This window comes from Agromyces sp. NDB4Y10, from assembly GCF_001620055.1.
GTDB lineage: Bacteria > Actinomycetota > Actinomycetes > Actinomycetales > Microbacteriaceae > Agromyces > Agromyces indicus.
Genome location: NZ_LQGY01000037.1, coordinates 1 through 25,412 on the forward strand (window position 1 = coordinate 1; position 25,412 = coordinate 25,412).

At 71.8% G+C, this 25,412-nt stretch carries 29 protein-coding genes; 2 read left to right on the forward strand and 27 right to left on the reverse strand.

Annotated elements, in window-relative coordinates:
- Positions 1–102: 102 nt before the first annotated feature.
- The 8 genes from AVP42_RS09740 to glmS all read right to left on the reverse strand — a co-directional run bounded on the left by AVP42_RS09740 (position 103) and on the right by glmS (position 6,875).
- Positions 103–468 (reverse strand): DUF4190 domain-containing protein, encoded by a 366-nt coding sequence (locus tag AVP42_RS09740; protein WP_067948511.1) that lies wholly within the window; start codon positions 466–468, stop codon positions 103–105.
- 164 nt (positions 469–632) lie between these two features.
- Positions 633–1,682, reverse strand: a complete 1,050-nt coding sequence (gene tsaD / locus AVP42_RS09745) for a tRNA (adenosine(37)-N6)-threonylcarbamoyltransferase complex transferase subunit TsaD (RefSeq protein WP_067948513.1) — start codon at positions 1,680–1,682, stop codon at positions 633–635.
- The gene (gene rimI / locus AVP42_RS09750) at positions 1,679–2,239 is read right to left on the reverse strand and encodes a ribosomal protein S18-alanine N-acetyltransferase (protein WP_082847150.1); all 561 of its coding nucleotides are present in this window, start codon (positions 2,237–2,239) and stop codon (positions 1,679–1,681) included. Before rimI ends, tsaD begins: the two co-directional genes overlap by 4 nt.
- The gene (gene tsaB, locus AVP42_RS09755) at positions 2,236–2,859 is read right to left on the reverse strand and encodes a tRNA (adenosine(37)-N6)-threonylcarbamoyltransferase complex dimerization subunit type 1 TsaB (protein ID WP_067948515.1); all 624 of its coding nucleotides are present in this window, start codon (positions 2,857–2,859) and stop codon (positions 2,236–2,238) included. The genes rimI and tsaB overlap by 4 nt, the downstream gene beginning before the upstream one ends.
- 10 nt (positions 2,860–2,869) lie before the next feature.
- Positions 2,870–3,433 (reverse strand): tRNA (adenosine(37)-N6)-threonylcarbamoyltransferase complex ATPase subunit type 1 TsaE, encoded by a 564-nt coding sequence (gene tsaE, locus AVP42_RS09760; protein ID WP_082847151.1) that lies wholly within the window; start codon positions 3,431–3,433, stop codon positions 2,870–2,872.
- Complete coding sequence (gene alr / locus AVP42_RS09765; protein WP_067948517.1) at positions 3,430–4,569, reverse strand: alanine racemase; 1,140 nt, start codon at positions 4,567–4,569, stop codon at positions 3,430–3,432. The genes tsaE and alr overlap by 4 nt, the downstream gene beginning before the upstream one ends.
- The gene (locus AVP42_RS09770) at positions 4,566–4,940 is read right to left on the reverse strand and encodes a holo-ACP synthase (RefSeq protein WP_067948519.1); all 375 of its coding nucleotides are present in this window, start codon (positions 4,938–4,940) and stop codon (positions 4,566–4,568) included. The genes alr and AVP42_RS09770 overlap by 4 nt, the downstream gene beginning before the upstream one ends.
- Positions 4,941–5,024: 84 nt before the next feature.
- Positions 5,025–6,875, reverse strand: a complete 1,851-nt coding sequence (gene glmS, locus AVP42_RS09775) for a glutamine--fructose-6-phosphate transaminase (isomerizing) (RefSeq protein WP_067948521.1) — start codon at positions 6,873–6,875, stop codon at positions 5,025–5,027.
- An 80-nt stretch (positions 6,876–6,955) separates the two neighbouring features.
- Here glmS and coaA point away from each other — a divergent pair, with 80 nt between their 5' ends.
- Positions 6,956–7,912: a type I pantothenate kinase gene (coaA, locus tag AVP42_RS09780; RefSeq protein WP_067948523.1), complete on the forward strand. Its 957-nt coding sequence runs from the start codon at positions 6,956–6,958 to the stop codon at positions 7,910–7,912.
- Positions 7,913–7,999: 87 nt separating this feature from the next.
- On the opposite strand, the gene glmM is transcribed toward coaA, so the two are convergent.
- From glmM to AVP42_RS09860, 16 genes are all read right to left on the reverse strand, one after another.
- Positions 8,000–9,361 (reverse strand): phosphoglucosamine mutase, encoded by a 1,362-nt coding sequence (gene glmM / locus AVP42_RS09785; RefSeq protein ID WP_067948525.1) that lies wholly within the window; start codon positions 9,359–9,361, stop codon positions 8,000–8,002.
- 21 nt (positions 9,362–9,382) lie between these two features.
- Complete coding sequence (gene rpsI, locus AVP42_RS09790; RefSeq protein ID WP_067948528.1) at positions 9,383–9,868, reverse strand: 30S ribosomal protein S9; 486 nt, start codon at positions 9,866–9,868, stop codon at positions 9,383–9,385.
- A 38-nt stretch (positions 9,869–9,906) separates the two neighbouring features.
- Positions 9,907–10,353, reverse strand: coding sequence for a 50S ribosomal protein L13 (gene rplM, locus AVP42_RS09795; protein WP_067948530.1), 447 nt, complete (start codon positions 10,351–10,353; stop codon positions 9,907–9,909).
- 137 nt (positions 10,354–10,490) lie between these two features.
- On the reverse strand, positions 10,491–11,438 hold the full coding sequence (locus AVP42_RS09800; protein ID WP_082847152.1) for a tRNA pseudouridine(38-40) synthase TruA: 948 nt from the start codon (positions 11,436–11,438) through the stop codon (positions 10,491–10,493).
- 73 nt (positions 11,439–11,511) lie between these two features.
- Positions 11,512–12,066 carry a 50S ribosomal protein L17 gene (gene rplQ / locus AVP42_RS09805; protein ID WP_067948532.1) on the reverse strand — a complete coding sequence of 185 codons (555 nt, stop codon included), beginning with the start codon at positions 12,064–12,066 and terminating at the stop codon, positions 11,512–11,514.
- A gap of 45 nt (positions 12,067–12,111) precedes the next feature.
- Positions 12,112–13,098 (reverse strand): DNA-directed RNA polymerase subunit alpha, encoded by a 987-nt coding sequence (locus tag AVP42_RS09810; RefSeq protein ID WP_067948534.1) that lies wholly within the window; start codon positions 13,096–13,098, stop codon positions 12,112–12,114.
- A gap of 177 nt (positions 13,099–13,275) precedes the next feature.
- The gene (gene rpsK / locus AVP42_RS09815; protein WP_067948536.1) at positions 13,276–13,674 is read right to left on the reverse strand and encodes a 30S ribosomal protein S11; all 399 of its coding nucleotides are present in this window, start codon (positions 13,672–13,674) and stop codon (positions 13,276–13,278) included.
- A gap of 32 nt (positions 13,675–13,706) precedes the next feature.
- Positions 13,707–14,087 (reverse strand): 30S ribosomal protein S13, encoded by a 381-nt coding sequence (gene rpsM / locus AVP42_RS09820; RefSeq protein WP_067948538.1) that lies wholly within the window; start codon positions 14,085–14,087, stop codon positions 13,707–13,709.
- Positions 14,088–14,251: 164 nt separating this feature from the next.
- The gene (gene rpmJ / locus AVP42_RS09825; RefSeq protein WP_056734976.1) at positions 14,252–14,365 is read right to left on the reverse strand and encodes a 50S ribosomal protein L36; all 114 of its coding nucleotides are present in this window, start codon (positions 14,363–14,365) and stop codon (positions 14,252–14,254) included.
- Positions 14,366–14,436: 71 nt separating this feature from the next.
- Positions 14,437–14,658: a translation initiation factor IF-1 gene (gene infA / locus AVP42_RS09830; protein ID WP_011186713.1), complete on the reverse strand. Its 222-nt coding sequence runs from the start codon at positions 14,656–14,658 to the stop codon at positions 14,437–14,439.
- Between the two features lie 150 nt (positions 14,659–14,808).
- A complete protein-coding gene (locus tag AVP42_RS09835; RefSeq protein ID WP_067948541.1) occupies positions 14,809–15,957 on the reverse strand; it encodes a mannitol-1-phosphate 5-dehydrogenase in 1,149 nt (382 codons plus the stop codon).
- Positions 15,954–16,394 (reverse strand): PTS sugar transporter subunit IIA, encoded by a 441-nt coding sequence (locus tag AVP42_RS16895; RefSeq protein WP_067948543.1) that lies wholly within the window; start codon positions 16,392–16,394, stop codon positions 15,954–15,956. The genes AVP42_RS09835 and AVP42_RS16895 overlap by 4 nt, the downstream gene beginning before the upstream one ends.
- Before the next feature lie 135 nt (positions 16,395–16,529).
- On the reverse strand, positions 16,530–18,083 hold the full coding sequence (locus AVP42_RS09845) for a PTS mannitol transporter subunit IICB (protein WP_067948545.1): 1,554 nt from the start codon (positions 18,081–18,083) through the stop codon (positions 16,530–16,532).
- Between the two features lie 18 nt (positions 18,084–18,101).
- Positions 18,102–19,787 (reverse strand): phosphoenolpyruvate--protein phosphotransferase, encoded by a 1,686-nt coding sequence (gene ptsP, locus AVP42_RS09850; RefSeq protein WP_082847153.1) that lies wholly within the window; start codon positions 19,785–19,787, stop codon positions 18,102–18,104.
- 45 nt (positions 19,788–19,832) lie between these two features.
- Positions 19,833–20,099: an HPr family phosphocarrier protein gene (locus AVP42_RS09855; RefSeq protein ID WP_067948547.1), complete on the reverse strand. Its 267-nt coding sequence runs from the start codon at positions 20,097–20,099 to the stop codon at positions 19,833–19,835.
- Positions 20,100–20,190: 91 nt separating this feature from the next.
- Complete coding sequence (locus AVP42_RS09860) at positions 20,191–20,499, reverse strand: hypothetical protein (RefSeq protein WP_067948549.1); 309 nt, start codon at positions 20,497–20,499, stop codon at positions 20,191–20,193.
- 227 nt (positions 20,500–20,726) lie between these two features.
- On the opposite strand from AVP42_RS09860, the gene AVP42_RS09865 reads away from it, so the two are divergent.
- The gene (locus tag AVP42_RS09865) at positions 20,727–22,601 is read left to right on the forward strand and encodes a transcription antiterminator (RefSeq protein ID WP_067948551.1); all 1,875 of its coding nucleotides are present in this window, start codon (positions 20,727–20,729) and stop codon (positions 22,599–22,601) included.
- Positions 22,602–22,611: 10 nt separating this feature from the next.
- Here AVP42_RS09865 and map read toward each other — a convergent pair whose 3' ends face one another.
- The 3 genes from map to secY are packed head-to-tail and all read right to left on the reverse strand — an operon-like array spanning position 22,612 to position 25,403.
- Positions 22,612–23,439, reverse strand: a complete 828-nt coding sequence (gene map / locus AVP42_RS09870; protein ID WP_082847154.1) for a type I methionyl aminopeptidase — start codon at positions 23,437–23,439, stop codon at positions 22,612–22,614.
- A 9-nt stretch (positions 23,440–23,448) separates the two neighbouring features.
- Positions 23,449–24,084: an adenylate kinase gene (locus AVP42_RS09875; RefSeq protein ID WP_067948554.1), complete on the reverse strand. Its 636-nt coding sequence runs from the start codon at positions 24,082–24,084 to the stop codon at positions 23,449–23,451.
- A complete protein-coding gene (gene secY, locus AVP42_RS09880; protein ID WP_067948556.1) occupies positions 24,081–25,403 on the reverse strand; it encodes a preprotein translocase subunit SecY in 1,323 nt (440 codons plus the stop codon). Before secY ends, AVP42_RS09875 begins: the two co-directional genes overlap by 4 nt.
- Positions 25,404–25,412 lie beyond the last annotated feature (9 nt).

A 25,412-nucleotide genomic window follows, 5' to 3' on the forward strand; every position in this document is an offset into this window, starting at 1 on the left:
CGGCTCGGCCGGGACCGACGGCTCGGACGGCGTGAGCGGCTCTGCCGGCTCGTCGGGCTGCCTGGGATCGCTCATGTCGAGCCCCTCTCGTACTTCCTTCGATCAGTAGGTGGTGACGTTGCCGCTGCTGATGGCGGCGCCGAGGATGGCGAACCAGACGATCGCGATGATGATGCCGACCACCAGGAGGACGTACCCGATGATCAGGCCGGCGATCGCGAGGCCGCGGCCCTGCTCGCCCGTCTTCTTGATCTGGCTGAGCGCGATGTGGCCCGTGATGATGCCGACGAGCGGGATGAAGAACGACGACACCAGCGAGACGATCGCGAGGACGTTGGTCTTCTGCGACGCCGGGGCGCCGTAGGACTCCGTACCCGAACCGTACGAGGGCGCGCTGCCGTAGGCGGGCGCGGGTGCGGGCGGGGGCGGCGGGACGTCGGAGCGGTTGGGCTCGTTGGGGTCGGTCATGCTGGACTCCTCGTGTGGTTGCCTGGACCCGGCCATGCTGGCAGCGCCACCGGGTGATGTCAACGACCGGCGACGCGGGTCGACGCACCCCGTCATGGGGGCGCACACGCCACAGTAGCGCCCCGCTCGGGCGCCGCGCATCGGGGAGGACTCCCCATTCGCGTTCAGCCCTGGATGTCGGTGACGGGGAGGGTCGAGTCGGCACCGAAGTCGAGCCCCGACGGCTCGTGCCCGGCCATGATGAGCCGCGCGCCCAGCGCCGCGATCATGGCGCCGTTGTCGGTGCACAGCGACAGCGGCGGGATGCGCAGGGCCACGCCCGCGGCATCCGCTCGCTGCTCGGCCACCTCGCGCAGTCGCCGGTTGGCGACGACGCCGCCGCCGAGGAGCAGCCGCGGCACGCCGAGGTCGGTGCACGCGGCGATCGCCTTCGACACGAGCACGTCGACGACGGCCTCGCGGAAGCTCGCGGCGACGTCGGCGAGCGGCACGGGCTCGCCGGCCGCTTCGCGCTGCTCGACCCAGCGGGCGACCGCGGTCTTCAGGCCGGAGAACGAGAAGTCGTAGCGGTGGCGCTCGAGGTCCTTCGGCCGCGTGAGTCCGCGCGGGAAGCGGATCGCGTCGGGATCGCCGCCCACGGCGGCACGGTCGATCTCGGGCCCGCCCGGGTAGGGCAGCCCGAGCAGCCGGGCGACCTTGTCGAACGCCTCGCCCGCCGCGTCGTCGATGGTCTCGCCGAGCAGCTCGACGTCGGAGTCGAGGTCGCGCACGAGCAGCAGCGACGTGTGCCCGCCCGACACGAGCAGGGCCACGCTCGGCGTCTCGAGCGGGCGGTCGCCGATGAGATCGGCGCCGACATGGCCCACGAGGTGGTTCACGGCGTAGACCGGCTTCTCGAGCGAGAGCGCGAGCGCCTTCGCCGCCCCCACCCCGACCATCAGCGCCCCGGCGAGCCCGGGCCCGTTCGTCACGGCGACCGCATCGAGGTCGGCGAGGTCGACGGACGCCTCGTCGAGGGCCGCCCGGATGGTCGGGCCGAGGGCCTCGAGATGCGCGCGTGCGGCGACCTCGGGCACCACGCCGCCGTAGCGCGCGTGCTCCTCCATCGACGAGGCGATCGCGTTGGCGAGGAGCTCGGTGCCTCGGACGATGCCGACGCCGGTCTCGTCGCACGAGGTCTCGATGCCGAGCACGAGCGGGGCGTCGCGGTTCACGGGGCGTCTCCTGCGGGGGTCTGCGTGGTGGGCGTCGGGGCCGGGTCGCGTGCGTCGTCGACGATGGCGACGGATGACGCGGGGCGGGCGACCGCCGGCGGCACCGCCAGTCGCATGACGACCGCGTCGACGCCGTCGGGCTGGTAGTAGCCGCGGCGCACGTCGATCTCGACGAAGCCCAGCGACTCGTACAGGCCGCGAGCGACCGGATTGTCGGCCCGCACCTCGAGGAAGAGCTCGGTGACGCCGCGGCGTCGCGCCTCGTCGATGAGCGCGTGCATCAGGGCGCGCCCGAGCCCGGCACCGCGACGCGACGGGTCGACGGCGATGGTCTGGATGTCGCCCTGGCCGGAGCCCCGCGGGGCGAGGAGCCCGGCATAGGCGAGGATCGCCTCGGGGTCCCGGTCGTCGATCGCCACGAGGTAGTGGGTGTGCTGCGCCGACAGCTCCGAGCGCATCGCCGACTCCGGCCAGGCGTCGGAGGCGAACGTCGCGCGCTCGAGCGCCATGACGGCGTCGAGGTCGTCGGGACGCGCGTGCCGCAGCATGAGGCTCATCCGAGCACCCGCTTCGGGCCGGCCGACACGGTCACGTCGGGTGCGCGGAGGTAGAGCGGCTCGTCGTCGGCGAGCGGCAGGCGCCCGGTGGCGTAAGCGAGCTCGGCGAGCAGTCCGAGCGCGCCGGCCGATACGCGGTCGGCGTCGAGGCGCATGCCGCCGGCCTCGGGCACCGCGTCCCGCGGAGCGAGGCGCGGACCGCCGCTGCGCACGGGCAGGCCGTCGGCGTCGAGTCCGTCGTACTCGGACACGGCGGACTCGCGCCGTCGAGCATCGGTGACGACCTGCAGCCTCCCGGTGCCGCCGTCGACGTACCAGGCGAAGGCGATCGCGTCGTGGCTCACCACCGGGACGAACGGCCGGTTGGCGCCGAGGGCGAAGGCGTGGGCGGCGGCGATGCCGACGCGCAGGCCGGTGAAGGGACCGGGCCCCATGCCCGCCGCGACGGCGGAGAGGTCGGCGGGCCGGACGCCCGCGGCCGCCAGGGCGTCGCGGATGAACCCGCCGACGACCTCGGCGTGCCGCATGGTGTCGGCCGTGCCCGCCTCGGCGAGGACGCCGGCCTCCCGGTCGACCACGGCGACGCTCGTGCCCGTGGACGTGTCGATCGCGAGGAGCATGGCTTCCAGCCTAGTTCGCGGCGTCGCGCGCGGAGCCGGGTCCGGCCTCGAGCCGAACCGCCGTGGCGTACGGCGTGTCCGCCCAGCGCGGCCCGTGCCCGACGAGCTCGACGGTGCGGGGCTCGTCGGACTCGAGGTCCTCCTCCGCGTCCGACGCGTGCTCCGCGTCGTCTCCGTCGGTCGCGACGCCGCCCCGCCGTCGGGCGATCACCACCTCGAGCCACGAGTCGCTGACCCCGTCGAGCAGGCCCGCGCCCCACTCGACGACGACCGCCGCGTGGTCGAAGTCGAGGTCGAGGTCCTCGAGCTCGGCCGCCCCGGACAGGCGGTAGGCGTCGACGTGCACGAGCGGCGCCCCGCCGACGAGGCTGGGGTGCGTGCGGGCGAGCACGAAGGTCGGACTCTGCACCGGACCGCGGACCCCGAGTCCGTCGCCGATGCCGCGCGTCAGCGTGGTCTTGCCGGCGCCCAGGGGTCCGGTGAGCACGACGAGGTCGCCCGCACGCAGCTGCCGGCCGAGTTCGCGGCCGAGCTCCTCCATCGCGTCGGCGTCGGGCACGATGCGGGTGCTCATGCGTCCTCCACGTGGGTGCGCGGAACTCGCGGCCCGATGCGCGTGACGATCTCGTAGCCGATGGTGTCGGCGGCGGCGCCCCAGTCGTCGGCGGAGGGCGCTCCCGCCTGCGGGTCGCCGACGAGCACCACCTCGTCGCCCACGGCCACCTCGTCGTCGCCCACGTCCACCAGGAACTGGTCCATCGCGATGCGGCCCACCACGGGATGGCGGCGTCCGCCGATGAGGACCTCGGCCCGACCCGACGCCTGCCGCGGCACGCCGTCCGCGTAGCCGAGCGGCACGAGCGCGAGCGTGGTCTCGCGCTCCGCGCGCCAGACGTGGTTGTACGAGACCCCCGTGCCGGGGTCGACCCGCCGCACCGCGGCGACGCGGCCGCGCAGGGTCATGACGGGCGTCAGGCCGAGGTCGGCCGCGGTCGTGCCGTCGCCGAACGGGGGGACGCCGTAGAGTCCGATGCCGATGCGGACCAGGTCGAGCCGGGCCTCGGGGAACCGCAGGGCCGCGGCCGTGGACGCGAGGTGCCGCAGTTCGGGGCGGAGGCCCGCCCGGCGCGCCTCGTCGACGCCGCGGAGGAAGGCGGCGAGCTGCTCGGCGTCGGTGTCCGGCGAGGTGTTCGCGAGGTGGCTGAAGATCCCCCGCACGTGGATGCGTCCGGCGGCCTCGAGCTCCGCGGCGCGTTCGACGGCGGCCGGCCAGTCCTCGGGGGCGATGCCGTTGCGGCTGAGGCCGGTGTCGAGCTTGAGGTGCACGTTCGCCGTGCGGTCGACGGATGCCGCGGCATCCGCCATCGCCTCGAGCTGGGCGACGGACGAGACGCCGAGGTCGACGTCGCGCTCGATCGCGTCGGCGAACCGGGCGTCGGGGTCGTGCAGCCATGCGAGGACGGGCGCGTCGATGCCCGCCTCGCGGAGCGCGAGCGCCTCGTGGAGGTCGGCCACGCCGAGCCATCCGGCGCCCCCCTCGAGCGCGGCGCGGGCGACCGGCACGGCGCCGTGACCGTACGCGTCGGCCTTGACGACCGCCATGACGGCGGCCGGGGCCACCCGCTCGCCGATGGTGCGGAGGTTGCGGCGGACGGCATCGAGGTCGATGACCGCCTCGCGGAAGGGGCCGGGCAGGGATCGGTCGGTCACGGCGTGGTTCCTCGGGTCTCGGCTCGCTCGAGCACCACGAAGGCGCTCGCGATGCCGGCGTCGTGGCTCATGGAGAGGTGCACCCGGTCGATGCCGAGGTCGGCGACGTGTCGGGAGAGCGCGCCGGACAGCGCGAAGTCGGGATTGCCGTCGGCGTCGTTCACGATGCGCATGTCGTGCCAGCGGATGACGGCGTGCCCCCCGAGCGCCTTGATCAGCGCCTCCTTGGCGGCGAAGCGGGCGGCGAGCGACCGCGCGGGCCGGTTGCGTTCGCTCTCAGCGAACAACCGGTCGCGCAGGGCCGGGGTGCGCTCGAGCGAGCGCTCGAAGCGCGCGATGTCGACCACGTCGATGCCGATGCCCGCGATCACGCGATCCTCCTCGACTCCACGTTTCCGAGTCTGCCGTACCCGTGCCGTCGCGGGCGCCGATGACCGGCGCCCGCGACGGAGCGGTCACTCGACCGTGACGGACTTCGCCAGGTTGCGCGGCTGGTCGACGTCGAGGCCCTTCGCCTGCGAGAGCTCCATCGCGAAGATCTGCAGCGGCACGACGGCCAGCAGCGGCTCGAACAGCGGTCCGGCGAGCGGGATGCGGATGACCTCGTCGGCGAACGGGAGCACCGCGGCGTCGCCCGCCTCGGCGATCGCGATGACGCGAGCGCCGCGGGCGCGGATCTCCTGGATGTTCGAGACGACCTTCGGGTGGAGGGTCGCCGAGCCGCGCGGGCTCGGGACGACCACGAACACCGGCTGGCCCGGCTCGATCAGGGCGATCGGGCCGTGCTTGAGCTCGCCCGCGGCGAAGCCCTCGGCGTGGATGTACGCGAGCTCCTTGAGCTTCAGCGCGCCCTCGAGCGCGATCGGGTAGCCCACGTGGCGGCCGAGGAAGAGCACCGAGCGGGTGTCGCTCATCCAGTGCGCGAGCTCGCCCACGCGCTCGCCCTGCTCGAGGACGGTCGTGATCTTCTCGGGGATCGCCTGCAGCTCGGCGACCTGCGCCGCGAGCTCCTCCTCCGAGAGGGTGCCGCGCACGCGCGCGAGGTGGAGGCCGAACAGGTAGAGGGCCGTGATCTGCGCCACGAAGGCCTTGGTCGACGCGACCGCGACCTCGGGGCCGGCGTGCGTGTAGACCGCCGCGTCGGACTCGCGCGGGATGGTCGCGCCCTGGGTGTTGCAGACCGAGATGGCCTTCGCGCCCTGCTCGCGGGCGTACTTGACGGCCATGAGCGTGTCCATCGTCTCGCCCGACTGGCTGATCGAGACGACGAGCGTGCCGTCGTCGATGACCGGCTCGCGGTAGCGGAACTCGTGGCTCAGCTCGACCTCGACCGGGATCCGTGCCCACTGCTCGATGGCGTACTTCGAGACCATGCCCGCGTAGGCGGCGGTGCCGCACGCCACGACGGTGATGCGCCGGATGGACCGGAGCGCGTCGTCGCCGAGCTGGTCGAGTTCGGGGATCGAGACCACGCCGTCGACGATGCGACCGCGGATGGTGTTCGCCACGGCGTCGGGCTGCTCGGCGACCTCCTTCGCCATGAACGAGGACCAGCCGCCCTTCTCGGCCGCGGAGGCGTCCCACGCGACGTCGAACGGCTCGACCTCGACCGCGTTGCCGTCGAAGTCGGTCACGGTGACCTCGCCCGCGGTGATCGCGACGATCTGGTCCTGGCCGATCGCGACGGCGCGCTTGGTGAACTCGACGAAGGCCGCGACGTCCGAGCCGAGGAAGTTCTCGCCATCGCCGAGGCCGATGACCAGCGGCGAGTTGCGGCGGGCGCCGACGACCACGCCGGGCTCGTCCTTGTGGACCGCGAGGAGCGTGAAGGCACCCTCGAGGCGGCGGACGGTGCGACGGAAGGCCTCGCGCAGGTCGCCCGTGGCGCGGTACTCCCGGCCGAGGAGGACCGCGGCCACCTCGGTGTCGGTCTCGCTGAGGAACTCCGCGCCGTCGGCGAGGAGCTCCTCCTTCAGCTCGGAGAAGTTCTCGATGATGCCGTTGTGGATGAGCGCGAGCTTGTCGTCGTCAGCCAGGTGCGGGTGGGCGTTGCGGTCGGTCGGGCCGCCGTGGGTCGCCCAGCGGGTGTGCCCGATGCCGGTGCCACCGCGGTGGATCGGGTGGCGGCCGAGCTCGTCGGCGAGGACCTGCAGCTTGCCGGCGCGCTTGGCGAACTCGAGGTCGCCCTCGTCATCGACGACGGCGACGCCGGCCGAGTCGTAGCCACGGTATTCGAGGCGGCGCAGGCCACCCATGAGGACGTCGAGGCTGTTGCGCTCTCCGACGTATCCGACGATTCCACACATGCGCACGATCCTACCGGCGTGTTCCTGAGCGCCGGACCGATGGCCCGCGACCGCGCTCGGGCCGCGACTACACTGTCACGGTGCCGGATCCGCAGAGCCCGTCGACGCACGCTCCCCAGATCTCCCCGTTCATCGAACTGAGCCGGGCCGACTGGGCGGCGCTCGCCCCGTCGATGCCGTCGCCGCTGCGCGAGACCGAGATCGTCCAGCTCCGCGGGCTCGGCGAGCCGCTCGACCCGGTCGAGGTGGCCGAGGTCTACCTGCCGCTCAGCCGGCTGCTGAACCTCTACGTCGGGGGCACCAAGGCGCTGCACGAGGTCACCAGCACGTTCCTGCGCGAGCGGTTCGCGTCGACCCCGTTCGTGATCGGCGTCGCGGGCTCGGTCGCCGTGGGCAAGTCGACGATCGCGCGACTGCTCCGGGAACTCCTCGCGCGCTGGGAGCACACGCCCCGCGTCGAGCTGGTCACCACCGACGGCTTCCTGTTCCCCAACGCCGAGCTCGAGCGTCGCGGTCTCATGGAGCGCAAGGGGTTCCCCGAGTCGTACGACCGCCGCGCGCTGCTGCGCTTCGTCAGCGAGGTGAAGGCCGGCGCCCCCGAGGTGCGTGCGCCGTTCTACTCGCACCTCGCGTACGACATCATCCCCGACGCGCAGGTCACGGTGCGGCGACCGGACGTGCTCATCGTCGAGGGGCTCAACGTTCTCCAGCCGGCCTCGCCGGGCCACAAGCTCGCGGTGAGCGACCTGTTCGACTTCAGCATCTACGTCGATGCGCGCACGAGCGACATCGCCCGCTGGTACGAGGAGCGCTTCCTCAAGCTCCAGCGCGGCGCGTTCACGAACCCGCGCTCGTACTTCCACCGGTTCGCGAGCCTCAGCGAGGACGAGGCGCGCGCCCGCGCGCGGTCGATCTGGCAGTCGATCAACGAGCCGAACCTGCTCCAGAACATCCGTCCCACGCGGTCGCGCGCGTCGCTCGTGCTCCGCAAGGGCAGTGACCACGCGGTCTCGAGCGTCCTGCTGCGCAAGCTCTGACGCGCGGTCCGGCGCAGGTGACGGATGCCGCGGCATCCGTCACCTCGAGGGCGAGCGGATGCCGCGGCGACGCCGTGGGACGGCGGGTCAGTTGGCGAGGCGCTCGCGCACCACGGCCGCGAGCTTCTCGGCGTGGGCCTCGGCGGCCTGCTGGTCGGCGGCCTCGACCATGACGCGCACCATGGGCTCGGTGCCCGAGGGGCGGAGGAGCACCCGGCCGGTGTCGCCCAGCTCGGCCTCGGCGGCCCGCACCGCGGACGCGATCTCGGCGTCGTCGGCCATCGCGTGGTGGTCGACGCCGCGCACGTTGACGAGCACCTGCGGGTACACGGTCATGATCGAGGCGAGCTCGGCGAGCGACTTGCCGGTGCGGGCCATCTCGGCGACCAAGTGGAGCCCGGTGAGCACGCCGTCGCCCGTGGTCGCGAACTCGCTCATGATGACGTGACCCGACTGCTCGCCGCCGAGCGCGAACCCGCCCTCGGCGAGGGCCTCGAGCACGTAGCGGTCGCCGACCTTGGTCTCGACGACGCGGATGCCGCGCTCGGCCATCGCGCGCTTCAGGCCGAGGTTCGACATGACCGTGACGACGAGGGTGTCGTCGGTGAGCGTGCCGCGCTCCTGCATCGACACCGCGAGGATCGCCATGATGCGGTCGCCGTCGACCACGTTGCCGTCGGCGTCCACGGCCAGGCAGCGGTCGGCGTCGCCGTCGTGCGCGATGCCCACGTCGGCGCCGTGCTCGCGCACGGCCTGCTGCAGCAGCTCGAGGTGGGTGGAGCCCACGCCGTCGTTGATGTTCATGCCGTCCGGGTCGGCGCCGATGACGACGACCTCGGCGCCCGCGTCGCGGAAGGTCTCGGGCGAGACGCCGGCGGCCGCGCCGTGGGCGCAGTCGAGCACGACCTTCAGTCCCTCGAGCCGGTTCGGCAGCGTGGCGAGCAGGTGCACGACGTAGCGGTCCTCGGCGTCCGCGAAGCGGCGGATGCGGCCGACGCCGTCGCCGGTCGGGGCGAGCTTCTGCCGGCCGAGGTAGGACTCGATGCGGTCTTCGACCTCGTCGGGGAGCTTGGTGCCGCCGAACGAGAAGAACTTGATGCCGTTGTCGGGCGCGGGATTGTGCGACGCCGAGATCATCACGCCGAAGTCGGCGCGGATGCTGTCGATGAGGAACGCCGTCGCGGGCGTGGGGATGACGCCCGCATCGAGCACGTCGACGCCGGAGCTCGCAAGTCCGGCGGAGACGGCGGCGGTGAGGAACTCACCGGAGACGCGGGGGTCGCGCGCGACGACGGCCACGGGGCGGCGGCCGGCGGCGCGGAGTTCATCGGCGTGCCGGCCCTGGGTGAGGACTGCGGCAGCCGCCTGGGCGAGGCCCAGGGCCAGGTCAGCCGTGAGTTCACGGTTGGCCAGGCCCCGGACCCCGTCGGTTCCGAAGAGCCGAGGCATACGGGGGACCCGTTCTCGCGCTTAGCGCTTCGAGAACTGGGGCGCCTTGCGGGCCTTCTTGAGACCGGCCTTCTTGCGCTCGATGACGCGGGCGTCGCGCGTGAGGAAGCCGGACTTCTTCAGCGTGGGACGGTTGTTCTCGCGGTCGATCTCGTTGAGCGCACGGGCGATCGCGAGGCGCAGGGCGCCGGCCTGGCCCGAGGGGCCGCCGCCGGTGATGCGGGCGATCACGTCGTACGAGCCCGAGAGCTCGAGGACGGTGAAGGGGTCGGTGATGAGCTGCTGGTGCAGCTTGTTCGGGAAGTAGTCCGCGAACTCACGGCCGTTGACCGTGATGGTGCCGGCGCCGGGCACGACGCGCACGCGGGCGATGGCCTGCTTGCGGCGGCCGACGGCCGAGCCCGAGACGTTCAGCACGGGACGGGCGGCAGCGGCCTCGGCGGCCGGAGCGGACTCGGTGGTGTAGCTCTCGGGAGCCTGGTCGATCTGGTCTGCGATCTTCGCCATGGTGGTCTCTCTGAATCCTTTTCGCGTCGGCGCCGGGCTTACTGGGCGACCTGGGTGAGGGTGTACGGCTTCGGCTGCTGAGCCGCGTGCGGGTGCTCCGGGCCGGCGTAGACCTTGAGCTTCTTCAGCTGCTGGCGGCCGAGCGAGTTCTTCGGGAGCATGCCGCGGATCGCCTTCTCGACGGCGCGGACGGGGTTCTTCTCGAGCAGCTCGGCGTAGCCGACCGCCTTGAGGCCGCCCGGGTAGCCCGAGTGGCGGTAGGCCTTCTTCTGCTCGAGCTTCTGGCCGGTGAGGGCCACCTTGTCGGCGTTGACGATGATCACGTGGTCGCCGGTGTCGACGTGGTTCGCGAAGATCGGCTTGTGCTTGCCGCGGAGGATCGCCGCGGCGTGGCTCGCGAGACGACCGAGCACGATGTCGGTGGCGTCGATGACGACCCAGTCGCGCTGGATCTCGTTCGCCTTCGGGGTGTAGGTGCGCGTCACAGTAGTGCTGCTTTCTGATCGAGTGAGGGGTTCGTGAATCCCGCTCCGGCGGGAGTTCGCTCGCGATGCGAGGAGAACGCCACGGTGGAGGGCTCAACATCGGATGCCGACGCAGTCGACGGCACCAAAGGGAAAGCTTAGCCGACGACGCCGTCCACGTGCAATTCCCGACGTGCGCGCGTCTGCTCCGCGCGGGCCGCCAGGTCCTCCTCGGGCGGGTAGCCCACCTCGGTGAGGGTGAGCCCCTTGGCCGGGAGCACCTTGAACGCGCTCGTCCGGGTGCGCGCGTGCATGAGCTCGCCCGGCTGCTCGACCCCGAGCCGCCCCTCCCCCACGGCGACGCCCGAGCCGACGAGCGCGCGGACCATAGAGTGGCAGAACGCGTCGGCCTGGAGCGAGGCGACGAGGACGCCGTCCGCGGCCCGGCGCCACCGGAACGACTGCAGCGTGCGGATCGTCGTCGCGCCCTCGCGCGGCTTGCAGAAGGCAGCGAAGTCGCCGAGGCCCACGAGCGTCTGCGCGGCCACGTCCATCGCCTCGACATCGAGCTCCCTCGGGTACCAGACCGTGCGGTGGCGCTGCAGCGGATCGTGCTCGGCGTCCGCGTCGGCGATGCGGTACTCGTACCGTCGCCAGACGGCCGAGAAGCGAGCGTCGAAGCCCCCGGGCGCGGGTCGCACCGACCGCACGACGACGTCGTCGTCGGCCGACCCCAGGACGCCGCGCAAACGACGCACGAGCACCGCGCCGGGATCGGCGTGCGGATCCGACTCCGCCGTGCCCCGACGGGGGCGCGCGACCGCCCGGAACGCCGCCCGGTCCACGTCGAGGTGGGCGACCTGCCCGGTCGCGTGCACCCCGGCGTCCGTCCGGCCCGCGACGACGAGGCGGGGCGCGACGCCCTCGCGGCGGAAGAGCGTCTCGAGCGCCTGCTCGATCGTGCCCTGCACGGTGCGGAGGCCGGGCTGGCGGCTCCAGCCGGCGAAGGCCGTGCCGTCGTAGGCGAGGTCGAGCCGCAGTCGAACGACGGATGCCTCGGCATCCGCGTCGCCGTCGACGCCCGTGGTCGTGGTGGCCTCGTTCACGGACCCAGCCTAGATGCGCGAGGGGCCCCGGTGCGGATGCACCGGGGCCCCTCGTCGAGCGGGAGCGCGAAGGCTACTTCGCGGCGGCCTCCTCGGCCTCGGTCTCCTCGGCCGGAGCCTCGGCGGACTCCGCCGACGCCTCGGAACCGGCGGCCTCGTCGACCGCGGCCTCGGACTCGGTCACGACCTCGTCCTGGGGCTCCTCGGCGGCGGGCTCCTCGGCGGGAGCGGTCGCGGCGGCCGGCTTCGCGGCGCGCGCCTTCGGCGTCACGGGCTCGAGGACGAGCTCGATGACGGCCATGGGCGCGTTGTCGCCCTTGCGGTTGCCGATCTTGGTGATGCGGGTGTAGCCGCCCTCGCGGTCGGCCACCTGCGGCGCGATCTCGGTGAACAGCTTGTGCACGACCGACTTGTCGCCGATCACGGCGAGCACGCGACGGCGCGCGTGCAGGTCGCCGCGCTTGGCGAACGTGATCAGGCGCTCGGCGAGCGGACGGAGGCGCTTGGCCTTCGTCTCGGTGGTGGTGATGCGCTCGTGCGTGTACAGCGCGGCGGCGAGGTTCGCGAGCAGCAGGCGCTCGTGCGCGGGTCCGCCTCCGAGGCGGGGTCCCTTCGTGGGCTTCGGCATGGTGGTATCTCCAGTGTTGGGGGGTTGGTGCGGCCCGGGGCCTGCTTAGTTCTCGTCCTCGAAGCCCGTGTAGAAGTGGGCGCCGTCGAAGCCGGGGACCGAGTCCTTCAGCGACAGGCCCATCTCGGTGAGCTTGTCCTTGACCTCGTCGACCGACTTCTGGCCGAAGTTGCGGATGTTCATCAGCTGCGACTCCGACAGGGCCACGAGCTCGGACACCGTGTTGATGCCCTCGCGCTTGAGGCAGTTGTACGAACGCACCGACAGGTCGAGGTCCTCGATCGGGATCGAGAGCTCGCTCGAGAGGACGGCGTCGACCGGCGCGGGGCCGATCTCGATGCCCTCGGCGGCGGTGTTCAGCTCGCGGGCGAGGCCGAACAGCTCGACGAGCGTGCGACCGGCCGACGCGATCGCGTCGCGAGGCGTGATGGCGGGCTTGGACTCGACGTCGACCACGAGGCGGTCGAAGTCGGTGCGCTCACCCGCACGCGTCGCCTCGACGCGGTACGTGACCTTCAGGACCGGCGAGTAGATCGAGTCGACCGGGATCTGGCCGGCCTCGGAGTACTCGTTGCGGTTCTGGCTGGCCGAGACGTAGCCGCGGCCGCGCTCGATCGTGAGCTCGAGCTCGAACTTCGCCGAGTCGTTGAGCGTCGCGATGACCAGGTCGGGGTTGTGCACCTCGACGCCCGCCGGAGCGGAGATGTCGGCGGCGGTGACCTCACCGGCGCCCTGCTTGCGCAGGTAGGCGGTGATGGGCTCGTCGTGCTCGCTGGAGACGACCAGGTTCTTGATGTTGAGGATGATCTCGGTGACATCCTCCTTCACGCCCGGCACGGTCGAGAACTCGTGGAGCACGCCGTCGATGCGGATGCTCGTCACGGCGGCGCCGGGGATCGAGGAGAGGAGGGTGCGACGGAGGGAGTTCCCCAGGGTGTAACCGAAGCCCGGCTCGAGGGGCTCGATCACGAAACGCGAACGGAACTCCGAGATGTTCTCTTCGGTGAGCGTCGGACGCTGTGCGATCAGCACGGTGTGATTCCTTTCGGCAGGGTGTCCGCTATATGACACCTGCGAGTTCGAGGATCTTGAGTTGTGAGAGAGAACGGATGCCCGGTGGTCGAGTAGCGCCCGGCGCAGCCGGGCGCGTACCGAGACCGTGCGATCTCGGTACGGCCTGCGGCCTACTCGATCACCGGGAACGGAGTGCTAGACGCGGCGGCGCTTCGGCGGGCGGCATCCGTTGTGCGCCTGGGGCGTCACGTCGTTGATGCTGCCGACCTCGAGGCCCGCGGCCTGGAGCGAGCGGATCGCGGTCTCGCGGCCCGAGCCCGGACCCTTGACGAAGACGTCGACCTTCTTCATGCCGTGCTCCTGCGCCTGGCGGGCGGCCGACTCGGCGGCCAGCTGCGCGGCGAACGGGGTCGACTTGCGCGAGCCCTTGAAGCCGACGCCGCCCGAGGAGGCCCAGCTGATCACGGCACCGTTCGTGTCGGTGATCGACACGATGGTGTTGTTGAACGTCGACTTGATGTGGGCCTGGCCCACGGCGACGTTCTTCTTGTCCTTGCGGCGCGGCTTGCGAGTAGCCGCCTTGGGTGCTGCCATGTTCGAAATCTCCTAGATCTTGGCGCGAGCGGTTACTTGCGGCCGGGCTTCTTCTTGCCGGCGACGGTGCGCTTCGGGCCCTTGCGGGTACGAGCGTTGGTCTTGGTGCGCTGACCGCGGACCGGGAGGCCGCGACGGTGGCGGATGCCCTCGTACGAGCCGATCTCGACCTTGCGGCGGATGTCGGCGGCCACCTCGCGGCGGAGGTCGCCCTCGACCTTGTAGGTACCCTCGATGTGGTCGCGGAGGGCGACGAGCTGGTCGTCGGTGAGGTCCTTGACGCGGATGTTCCCGTCGATGCCGGTCTCCGCGAGCGTCTGCAGCGCGCGAGTGCGGCCGACGCCGTAGATGTAGGTCAGTGCGATCTCCACGCGCTTCTCGCGCGGGATGTCGACTCCTGCCAGACGTGCCATGGTGGCTTCTCCTGTTGGATGTGTCGGAGGTGTGGAGCACTTCCGGTGCCTCGGCCTCCGTCCGAGGGTGTCCCCTCCCGGTGATCGAGTAGCGACGGAGTCGCGTACCGAGATCTCGGGAGGTTCGTGGAAGTGCCGTATTCAGTTCGCGTCGGCGCGGGCGACTAGCCCTGGCGCTGCTTGTGGCGCGGGTTCTCGCAGATCACCATGACGCGCCCGTGGCGGCGGATGACCTTGCACTTGTCGCAGATGCGCTTGACGCTGGGGTTGACCTTCACAGTCGTTGTTTCCTTAGTTCGCTGTCCTCGTGCCCGCGGGGTGCCGCGGGCCGTTACTTTCCGAACAGTCCTTACTTGTAGCGGTAGACGATGCGGCCGCGGGTCAGGTCGTACGGGCTCAGCTCCACGATCACGCGATCCTCGGGGAGGATGCGGATGTAGTGCTGGCGCATCTTTCCGGAGATGTGGGCGAGCACCTTGTGCCCGTTGGTCAGCTCAACCCGGAACATCGCGTTCGGGAGTGCCTCGATGACCGAGCCTTCGATCTCGATGACGCCGTCTTTCTTGGCCATAGCCTCACTATCGCTTGGAGTTTGGGTATTCGGTCGTGCGATGATGATGCACGACCTCGACGGGGCCCATCGGGCATGCCGAAGCGGGCGTGCAAAACACCAAGGGTCAACTATAGGCGAATCCGGCTCGATTCGCCAGTCGGCCGCGTGTCAGCTTGCGGTGCGGCGCGTCACGGCCGCGACCAGGCGATCGTGCAGCGGATGCCCCGGCTCGATGCCGCACACCTCGCGCACGATGGTCTCCGCGTCATCCGTTCGCACGCGCTGCTGCAGCTCGACGCTCTCGGGATCGGCCGGCACGTCGAAGCCGAGCGCCGCCTCGACGGCGTCGAGGAGCCCGTCCACGGGCAGTCCGCGTTCCGCGAGCTCCGCGGCGGGTCCGATGAACCGCTCTCGCCGGCCGAGCTTGCGCAGCGGCTGCCGCCCGACGCGCTCGACCGTGTCGGGCAGCGCCGCGTTGCGGAATCGGCCGAGGATGGTCGCCCGGTACTGCGCCTGCTCCTCCTCGGTGAAGCCGTGCTTGGCGACGATGAGCGCCGAGGTCTCCTCGAGCACGCGCTCCACGCGCGCGGCGACCGACGGGTCGGCCAGTGCGTCGGCGATGCGCTCGTGCCCGGCGAGGAACCCGAAGTACGCCGTGGACGCGTGCCCGGTGTTCACCGTGAACAGCTTGCGCTCGATGTAGGGGCCGAGCCGATCGACGAAATGCGCGCCCGGGATGGGCGGCGGCGCGTCGCCGAACGGCGGACGCTCGATCGCCCACTCCGAGAACGTCTCGACCGTCACGTCGAGGCCCGACTCCCCCGGCTGGCCCGGGACGATCCGGTCGACGGCGGTGTTCGCGAACACCGCGCGACGCTCGAGCGCGAGCCACTCGTCGGGTCCGGCGAGCTTCGCCGTCTCGTCGCGAAGCAGGCTCGTGGCGTCGATGGCGTTCTCGCACGCCATGACGGCCAGGGGCGCGGCATCCGGCGCCCGGTCGCGCAGCGCCTGCAGCACGTGCGGCGCGATGAACCGGAGGATGTTCGGGCCCACCGCGGTCGTCAGCACGTCCGCGTCGGCGAGCTCGGCGGCCAGCGCCGCGGCATCCGCCTGGGAGTTCACCGCCCGGTACCGGTCGACGCGCCGGTCGCGCGCCCCCTCGCCCACCTCGTGCACCGTGTAATCGTCGGATGCCGCGAGCGCATCGATGAGCTCGGCGTTCACGTCGGCGAACACGACCTCGTACCCGGCGTCGTGCAGCAGCAGCCCGATGAACCCGCGACCGATGTTGCCGGCGCCGAAGTGGACGGCCTTCACGAGTCGTTCACCTCGGAGAGGAGCGCGACGAGCTCATCCGACGAGCCGGCCGCGAGGAGCTTGTCGACCTCCTCCTCGTCGGAGAAGACGATCGCGATCTTCGACAGGATCTCGAGGTGCTCGTCGCCGCGGCCGGCGATGCCGACGACGAAGCGCGCCTGCTCGCCGCCCCACTCGATCGGCTCGTCGTAGCGGAGCAGCGACATCGCCGAACGCCGGATGAGGTCCTTGGCCTCGTTCGTGCCGTGCGGAATGGCGAGCCAGTTGCCCATGTAGGTCGACACGGAGCCCTCGCGCTCCAGCATCGAGTCGACGTACGCGGCGTCCACCGCGCCCGCATCGACGAGCACCGCGCCCGCCGCTCGGATGGCGTCCTCGCGGGTCGCGCCGCCCGGCACGATCCGCACGTTCTGGGCGGGCAGGATCTGGTCGCTCATGGGTGCTCCTTCTTCGTCGCGGTTCTCGTGGTTCGGTCTTCGTCGGGCGGGCGATGCGGGTGGCGGATGACGCGACCGCCCGGGCCGGACCCCTGCAGGGCTCGACCCGGGCGGCGCGTCATCCGTTCGGGATCGTCAGCTCCGACCCTTCTGGGCCTCGATCATCTCCACGACCTCGTCGTACTTCGGCGAGTTCATGAAGTTGTCGACCGAGATGTGCACGGCGTCGGGCGTCTGGTGACGTGCGCGCTCCGTCAGCTGGTTCTGCGTGATCACGAGGTCGGCCGACGTGTCGAGGTTCGCGATCGCCTTGTTGACGACCGTGACATCGTCGATGCCCGCCTTCTTGATCTTGTTGCGCAGGACGCTCGCGCCCATCGCCGACGAGCCCATTCCGGCGTCGCAGGCGAAGACGACGTTCCTGATCTCGCGGATCGTGCCGGTCGCGGGACCGCCGCCGCCGCCCGCCTGGGTCGCCGCACCGCCGCGCAGGTTCGCGAGCGCGTCCGAGCTCTTGCCCTTGGCGGCCTCGGTCTGCGTGACGGCGGCGCCGAACGCGTCATCCGTGACGGCCATCGCCTGCAGGTCGCGGCGGCGCGTGGCCCGCAGGATGACCGCCGAGATGAGGAACGTGACCGTCGCCGAGAGGATGACCGACAGGATGACGCCGAGGTAGCTGTCGCTCGCCGTCTGCGCGATCACCGCGAAGATGCTGCCCGGCGCCGCCGGGGCGCGCAGGCCCGCGTCGAAGAGCATGTTGGTCGTGACGCCGGTCATGCCGCCCGCGATGAGCGCGAGGATCAGGATCGGCTTCATCAGCGCGAACGGGAAGTACACCTCGTGGATGCCGCCGAAGAACTGGATCACCGCGGCGCCCGGTGCCGACGCCTTCGCGGCGCCGATGCCGAAGAACGTGAACGCCAGGAGCAGGCCGACGCCCGGTCCCGGGTTCGCCTCGAGCAGGAACAGGATCGACTTGCCCTCCTCCGCGGCCTGCGTGAGGCCGAGGGGGGTCAGCACGCCGTGGTTGATGGCGTTGTTCAGGAACAGCACCTTCGCCGGCTCGATGATGATGCTGGTCAGCGGCAGCAGGTTCGTCTCGACGAGCCAGTTCACCGCACCGGAGAGGGCGTTCATGATGCCGTTCACCAGCCAGGCCACCGGGTAGAACCCGACGACCGCCATGACGAAGCCCCAGATGCCGGCCGAGAACATGTTCACGAGCATCTCGAAGCCCGCCTTGACCTTGCCCTCCCAGAGCGAGTCGAGCCGCTTCATGGTCCAGGCCGCGAGCGGGCCGAGGATCATCGCGCCGATGAACATGTGGATCTGCCCGAGCTGGTTGTCCTCGGGCAGCGTCGCGTTCACCTGCGCGATGAGCAGGTCGGAGCCGGCGATCGCACCGAAGGTCGCGATGCTGCCCACCACGCCGCCGCGGATGCCGTACACCATCGAGCCGCCCGTATAGCCGATCAGGATCGGCAGCAGGTAGTGGATGAACGGCCCGACGATGGTGGCGAGGTCCGCATTGGGCGTCCAGCCGACCCCGATGAAGAAGGCGGTGAAGATGCCCCACGCGATGAGCGCGGGGATGTTCGGCATGATCATGCCGGAGAGGAACGTTCCGAAGCGCTGGACGTGGACTCGGGCTCCCCCGGGTCGCTTCGCCTCAGCTGACGTCGTCGTCATTGCTGCCTCCAGTGCAGGTCACGGCACGGGTGTACCGGTGGGAGTGGGTGCGGATGCGGCGGCGGCCTCCTGGGCCGCCTGCTTCGCCTCGGCCGCTCCCTCAGCGGCCAGGGCGGCCCGGGCGATGCGCTCGGCATCCTCCCGGGTGTGCCGCGCGAGGGAGGCGCGGACGTCTGCGAGTGCCGATGGGGACATCGACAGGCTGGTGGCGCCGAGGCCGACGAGGACCACGGCGAGGAGCGGGTCTGCGGCGGCCTCGCCGCAGATGCCGACGGGGCGGCCGTCGACCCGGCCCGCCTCGCCGACCTGTGCGACCAGTCGCAGCACCGCCGGATGCCACGCATCCTGCAGGTTCGCGACCGTGCCGAGCAGCCGGTCGGCCGCCATCGTGTACTGGGTGAGGTCGTTCGTGCCGATCGACGCGAAGTCGGCGACCTTCAGGATGTGGTCGGCGATGAGCGCCGCGGACGGCGTCTCGACCATGACCCCGGCGACCTTGATGCCGAGCTCCCGGCAGAGGTTCGTGAAGTAACGCGTCTCCTCGACGGTCGCGATCATCGGCGCCATGACCCAGAGGTCGGCCTCGGTCGCGGCATCCGCTGCGGCGAGCGCGGTGAGCTGCTCGCGGAGGATGACCTCGGAGTGCCGGAGGGCGCGGATGCCGCGGAGCCCGAGCGCCGGGTTCTCCTCGGGTGCGTCGTTGAGGAACGACAGGGGCTTGTCGGCGCCGGCGTCGAGGACGCGCACGACGACCTTCCGCCCGGGGAACGCGCTCAGCATGCGCGTGTACTGCGCCTGCTGCTCGGTGACCGACGGCGCGGTGTTCGCATCGAGGAAGAGGAACTCCGTGCGGAACAGGCCCACGCCCTCGGCGCCGAGCCTGGCCGCCTCCTCGGCGCCGTCGGCCGAGCCGAGGTTCGCGAGCAGCGGCACGGGCGTGCCGTCGGCGAGCGCGCCGGGCGTGACGGGCGCGGCGGCGCGGGCCGCGCGCTCGGCGATGCGCTCGCGCGCCTCGGCGATCTGCTCCGGCGTCGGGTCCTGCACGACCAGGTCGTTCGCAGCGTCGACGATGACGGTGTCGCCGTCGGCGAGCGTCGCGGCATCCGCTGCCCCCACGACCGCGACGATCGACTTCTCGCGGGCGAGGATCGCGGTGTGCGAGGTCGGGCCGCCGTCGATGGTGACGAGCCCCAGCACCTGCCCGAGGTCGAGCAGCGCGGTGTCGGCGGGCGCGAGGTCGCGGGCGACGAGCACGAACGGGTGGCCGGGGTTCGGCACGCCGGGAGCGGGCACCTTGAGCAGGTGCGCGACCACGCGCTGGGAGACGTCGTCGAGGTCGGCCGCGCGCTCGCCCATGTAGCCGCCCATCGCGGCGAGCATGTCGCGGAACGACGCGAACGCCTCGAACACGGCGCGCTCGGCGGTCTTGCCGTCGGCGAGTCGCTTCACGATGTCGTCCACGAGCGTCGGGTCCTCGGCCATCATGGCCTGCGCCTCGAGCACGTCCTGCGCGGCACCGCCGGCCTGCGCGCCCATGCGCTGCAGTTCGCCGGCCACGACCGAGAGCGACGCGCGGGCGCGTTCCTCCTCGCGGGCCGGGTCGAGGTGACTCGGCCGGTCCACCGGCTCCGGCAGCCGCTCGGCCATGCGCACGACCGGTCCGACGGCCACGCCCTGGCCGATCCCCGTGCCTCTGAACTCCATCACTCGCCCCTCCGATTCGATTCGTCGGGCGACGGATGCCGCGAGCTACTCGTCGTGATCGGTGCTGAGCAGCTCGACGAGCTCGTCGAGCACGCGCTGCTCGTCGCCCCCGTCGACCGCCACGGTGACCTCGTCGCCGTGGTCGATGCCCTGCGCGATGACGGCGAGGATGCTCGCCGCGTTGACGGGAGTGCCACCGGCTTTCGCGATGGTGACCGTCGATCCCGACGACGCGGCGGCCTGGGTGAACAGCTTCGCCGGCCTGGCGTGCAGTCCGTGGCTCGATCCGACTCGAACAGTGCGTTCCACCATGTTGCAGGCCTCCGTCGCTGGCGTCCGTTCCCGACTTCACCATAGACCCGGGTGTCCGCGCAGGGAACGGGGTTGCGCGGCGTGGGGGCGTTCACGATCGGGCTCCCGTGATCGCGATCGCGAGGTCGAGCGCGGCGTCGCCGTCGAGCGCTCGGGTCTCGCCGGGCAGCACGGCGACGGGCACGGATGCCGCGGCGGCCTGCTGCTCGAGGGCACCCAGTCGCTCGGCGAGGTGCGTCCCCACGAGCAGGGCGTCGGCGTCGGCGAGCTCGGCGGCGAGGGTCTGCTCCCCCGCGGCGCGCACCTCGACGTCGATGCCGCGCGCCTCGGCGGCCCGGCGGATGCGCAGTGCGGCGAAGGTGCTCGACGCACCCGCTCCGCACACGACGACGATCCGCATCGCCTGCCTCCTCGCCCGGCTTCGCCCGGTCCTCTTCGATCGGTCACGGCGGATGCCGCGAACATCCCGAGTCTGCTCGCCCGCCCGGACCGCTGCCACCAGACCTGCTTCCGCACCCCCGGAAGTTCTGCGGCATCCGCTGCCCCGGGCGTGCCGGTGGTGGTTGACTGGCTGGACCGCCCCGCGAGCGCGCGGCGCGGCGGAGTCCCGATCGGAAGCGAGTCGACGTGCCGGAGAAGTGGGAGCGCCTCGTCGAGGTGCTCGCCGACCACGACGACTGGGTCACCGCTGCGCGCCTCGCCGACCGGCTCGGCGTGACGACGCGGACGGTGCGCACGTACGCGGCGCAGGCGAACGCGGGCGGCGAGCCCGTCGTCGACTCGGGCCCGGACGGGTATCGACTCGACCGCGCGGCCTGGGCACGGCGCGCGCAGCGAACCGGGGACGCCGCCGACGCGGGACCCGAGGGGCGTCGCGCCCGACTCATCCGCGACCTCGTCGACGCGCCGGACGGCCTCGACGTCTTCGACGCCGCCGAGCGGCTGCACGTGAGCGAGTCGACGCTCGAGTCCGACCTCGGACGGGTCCGGGCGCGGCTCCGCGGCACGGGACTCGCACTCGAGCGCGAGGGCAGCGTCGTCCGGCTGCGCGGGCCGGAGACGGCGATGCGGCGGCTCGTCGGCGCGCTGGTCCGCGAGGAGGGCCGGCGCGGCATCCGCGACCTCGCGACGCTCCGCGCCGGGTTCCCGCCGGTCGAGGGGTTCCGTCGCGGACTGCTCGACGGCCTGCGCGCCGCCGGATGGGCGCCCAACGAGTACGCGCTCGACGACGTGCTGCTGCACGTCGCGATCGCGGTCGACCGCGTGTCGCACGACCGCACCCTCGAACGCGACGAGGGCACGGCGGCCGGCTCCCCCGCCGACGCCCTCGTGACCCTCGTCGACGAACTGGTCCGCGACGAGTTCGACGTCCACCTGCCGCCCGCCGAACTGGCGCACCTCGCTCGACTCATCGGCACGCGGGCGGCCACCCGACGCGACGGTCCCGCCCGCATCGACGTCATCCGGGGCATCGTGGGCCGGATCTCGCAGGAGTGGCTCGTCGACCTCGGCGACGACGAGTTCCTCGAGCGCCTCGCGCTGCACGTCGACAACCTCGCGGCGCGCGCCGCCGAGCAGAGCTACTCGCGCAATCCGCTCACCGCCTCGATCAAGGCCGCCTACCCGCTGATCTACGACCTCGCCGTCTACCTGGCCGCGGAACTCGGGCGACTCGAGGGCATCACGGTGAACGACGACGAGATCGCCTACCTCGCGATGCACCTCGGCGCCGCGCTCGAGCGGACGCGGTCGCGCGGCGATGCCGTGCGCGTCGCGGTGGTCGCACCGGAGTACCACGACGCCCGGGACCTCCTGCTCGAGCGACTGCGCGCCGGGCTGGACGACGACGTCGAGCTCCTCGTCGGCGGCGCCGTGCCGCTCGAGGGGCCGGCGGCATCCGGCGACGACGCCGACCTCGTCGTGTCGGTCCTCCCGCCGCGCGTGCCGCAGCCCGGCGTCGTCACCGTCGCACCCTTCCCGACCGCCGACGACGTCGAGCGCGTGCGGCAGGAGCTCGCGCGGATCCGCCGCGGGCGACGCCGTGCGCGCCTGGCGTCGACGCTCACGAGGACCATCGGCCCCGACCTGTTCGTGCGCGGGGTCGGCGGACGCGGGCGCGAGGAGGTCATCCGCCTCCTCGGCGACCGGCTGCTCGCGGCGGGCGTCATCGACGACGCCTACCTCGAGGGGGTGCTCGAGCGGGAGCGCATGTCGTCGACCGCGTTCACCGACCTGCTCGCCGTGCCGCACGCGATGACGATGACGGCGGAACGCAGCGCCATCGCCATCGCCATCGACGAGCGCCCGATCGCGTGGGGCGAGGCCGAGGTGCACGTGGTGGCACTCATCGCGTTCGCGGAGTCGGGCCGGGCCGAGTTCCAGGCCGTGTTCGACCAGTTCGTCGAGGCCTTCTCCGACCCTGAGAACGTGCGCCGGCTGGTGCGCGGCGCGGTCGACTACCCAGGATTGCTCGCCGAGCTGTCCGTGCTCATGGCCCCCTGAGGCCGCGCGCTCAGGGGATCGGCACGGGCGCCACGCCGAACGGCGCGAGCCCCGCAGCGCCGCCGTCGGGCGCCGTCAGCACCCAGATGCCGTCGCGGTGCACCGCCACGCTGTGCTCGAAGTGGGCGCCATCGGCCCCGTCCGACGTCGCCACGGTCCACCCGTCGTCGCGGACGAACGTGTCGGGCCCACCGGCGACGACCATCGGCTCGATGGCGACGACGAGGCCGGGCTGCACGCGCGGCCCCCGTCCGCGCACGGCGTGGTTGTAGACCGTGGGCTCCTCGTGCATCTCGCGCCCGATGCCGTGGCCGCCGTACCCCTCGATGATCGAGTAGGGGCCGGATGCCTCGACCGAGGCCTCGATCGCCTCGCCGACCTCGTTGAGGTGACGAGCCGTCGCGAGGCGCGCGATGCCCGCCCAGAGCGCCCGCTCGGTCGCGTCGGCCAGCGCCTGGCGGGCCCGGACGACGTCGGGCCGCCCGGGATCGGGCAGGACCACCGTGAAGGCGGCGTCGCCGTTCCATCCGTCGATCTCGGCACCGCCGTCGACCGAGACGAGGTCGCCCGGGGCGAGCGCCCGGTCGCCGGGGATCCCGTGGACCACGTCGCTGCCGACCGACACGCAGAGCGTGTGGCCGTAGCCGGGGACCAGCGCGAAGTTCGGGCGGCCGCCGCGCTCGCGGATGAGCGCCTCGGCGGCCGCGTCGAGCTCGAGCGGGGTCGCGCCGACGGCGAGCCGTTCGCGCACGAGCGCGAGGGCGGCCGCGGTCGCCTCGCCCGCCGGGATCATCGCGCGCAGCTCGGCGGGCGACTTCAGCGGGTGGCGGCGGAACACGCGCTCGGGCTAGGCCGCGCCGGTGGCGGCGGCGGCGCCGTCGCCGTTCGGCACCAGGCCGCGCTCGGCGAGCGCGTCGAAGATCCGCCCGGTGACGTCGTCGAGCGTGCCGACGCCGTCGATGCGGAGCACGAGGTCGCGCTCGCGGTACACGTCGAGGATCGGAGCGGTCTCGCGCTCGTAGATGGCGAGGCGGTTCGCGATGACCTCCTCCGTGTCATCCGTGCGGCCCTGGTCGAGGGCGCGCTGGCGCAGACGCGCGATGCTCTCGTCGCGGGGCACCACGAGCTCGATCACCGCGTCGAGCGCCTCGCCGCGGCCGGCGAGGAACTCGTCGAGGTGCGCGACCTGGCCGCGGTTGCGCGGGTAGCCGTCGAGCACGAAGCCGCCCGCGGCGTCCGGCTGGGCCAGGCGGTCGCGCACGAGTTCGCTCGTGAGCTCGTCGGGGACGAGGTCGCCCGCCTCGATGATCGCCTGGACCTGCTTGCCGAGCTCGGTGCCGCCCTTGACGTTCTCGCGGAAGATGTCGCCGGTCGCGACCTGCGGCACGTCGAAGGCCTCGGCCACGAGCACGCCCTGCGTGCCCTTGCCGGACCCCTGCGGGCCGACGATCAGGAAGCGGGCGGAGGGTGCGGGGTGCGTCATCGGAGGAGTCCTTCGTAGTGGCGCTGCTGGAGCTGTGCGTCGATCTGCTTCACGGTCTCGAGGCCGACACCCACGATGATGAGGATCGACGCGCCGCCGAAGGGGAAGTTCTGGTCGGCGCCGACGACCGCGAACGCGATCAGCGGGATGAGCGCCACGAGGCCGAGGTAGAGCGAACCCGGCAGGGTCACTCGGGTGAGCACGTAGTCGAGGTACTCGGCCGTCGGGCGCCCGGCACGGATGCCGGGGATGAAGCCGCCGTACTTCTTCATGTTCTCGGCGACCTCGTCGGGGTTGAACGTGATCGCGACGTAGAAGTACGTGAAGCCGACGATGAGCAGGAAGTACACGAGCATGTACAGCGGGCTGGAGCCCTGCGTGAGGTTGTTCGTGACCCACACGACCCAGGGCTGCGGCTCCTCGCCGGCGGCGGGCTGGTTGAACTGCGCGATGAGCGCCGGCAGGTACAGCAGCGACGAGGCGAAGATGACGGGCACGACGCCGGCCATGTTCACCTTGATCGGGATGTAGGTGTTGTTGCCGCCGTACGTGCGGCGGCCGACCATGCGCTTGGCGTACTGCACCGGGATGCGGCGCTGCGACTGCTCGACGAAGACGACCGCGAGGACGATGACGAGGCCGATGGCCAGCACGACCGCGAACGTGTCGAAGCCGCGCGAGACGGCGATGCCCCACAGCGAGCCGGGGAACGTGGCGGCGATCGAGACGAAGATGAGCAGCGACATGCCGTTGCCGATGCCGCGCTCGGTGACGAGCTCGCCGAGCCACATGATGAGGCCGGTGCCGGCGGTCATGGTGATGACCATGAGGAGGATCGCGTACCAGGCGTCGTTGGTGATGAGCTGCGTGCACGCGGGGTCGGAGTTCGCCGGGAACAGCGCACCCGAGCGGGCGACCGTGATCAGCGTGGTCGACTGGAGGACGCCGAGCGCGATTGTGAGGTAGCGCGTGTACTGCGTGAGCTTGGCCTGGCCGGCCTGGCCCTCCTTGTAGAGGGTCTCGAAGTGCGGGATGACCACGCGGAGCAGCTGCGTGATGATCGACGCCGTGATGTACGGCATGATGCCGAGCGCGAAAATCGACAGCTGGAGGAGCGCGCCGCCGGAGAAGAGGTTGACGAGCTCGTAGAGGCCCGAGGCCCCCTGGTTCGCCGCCAGGCACTGCTGGACGTTCGCGAAGTCCACGAACGGCGCGGGGATGAACGAGCCGAGTCGGAACAGGGCGATGATGCCCAGCGTGAACCCGATCTTCCGGCGAAGGTCGGGGGTGCGGAAGATCCGCCCGATGGCGTTGAACACTCGTCCTCC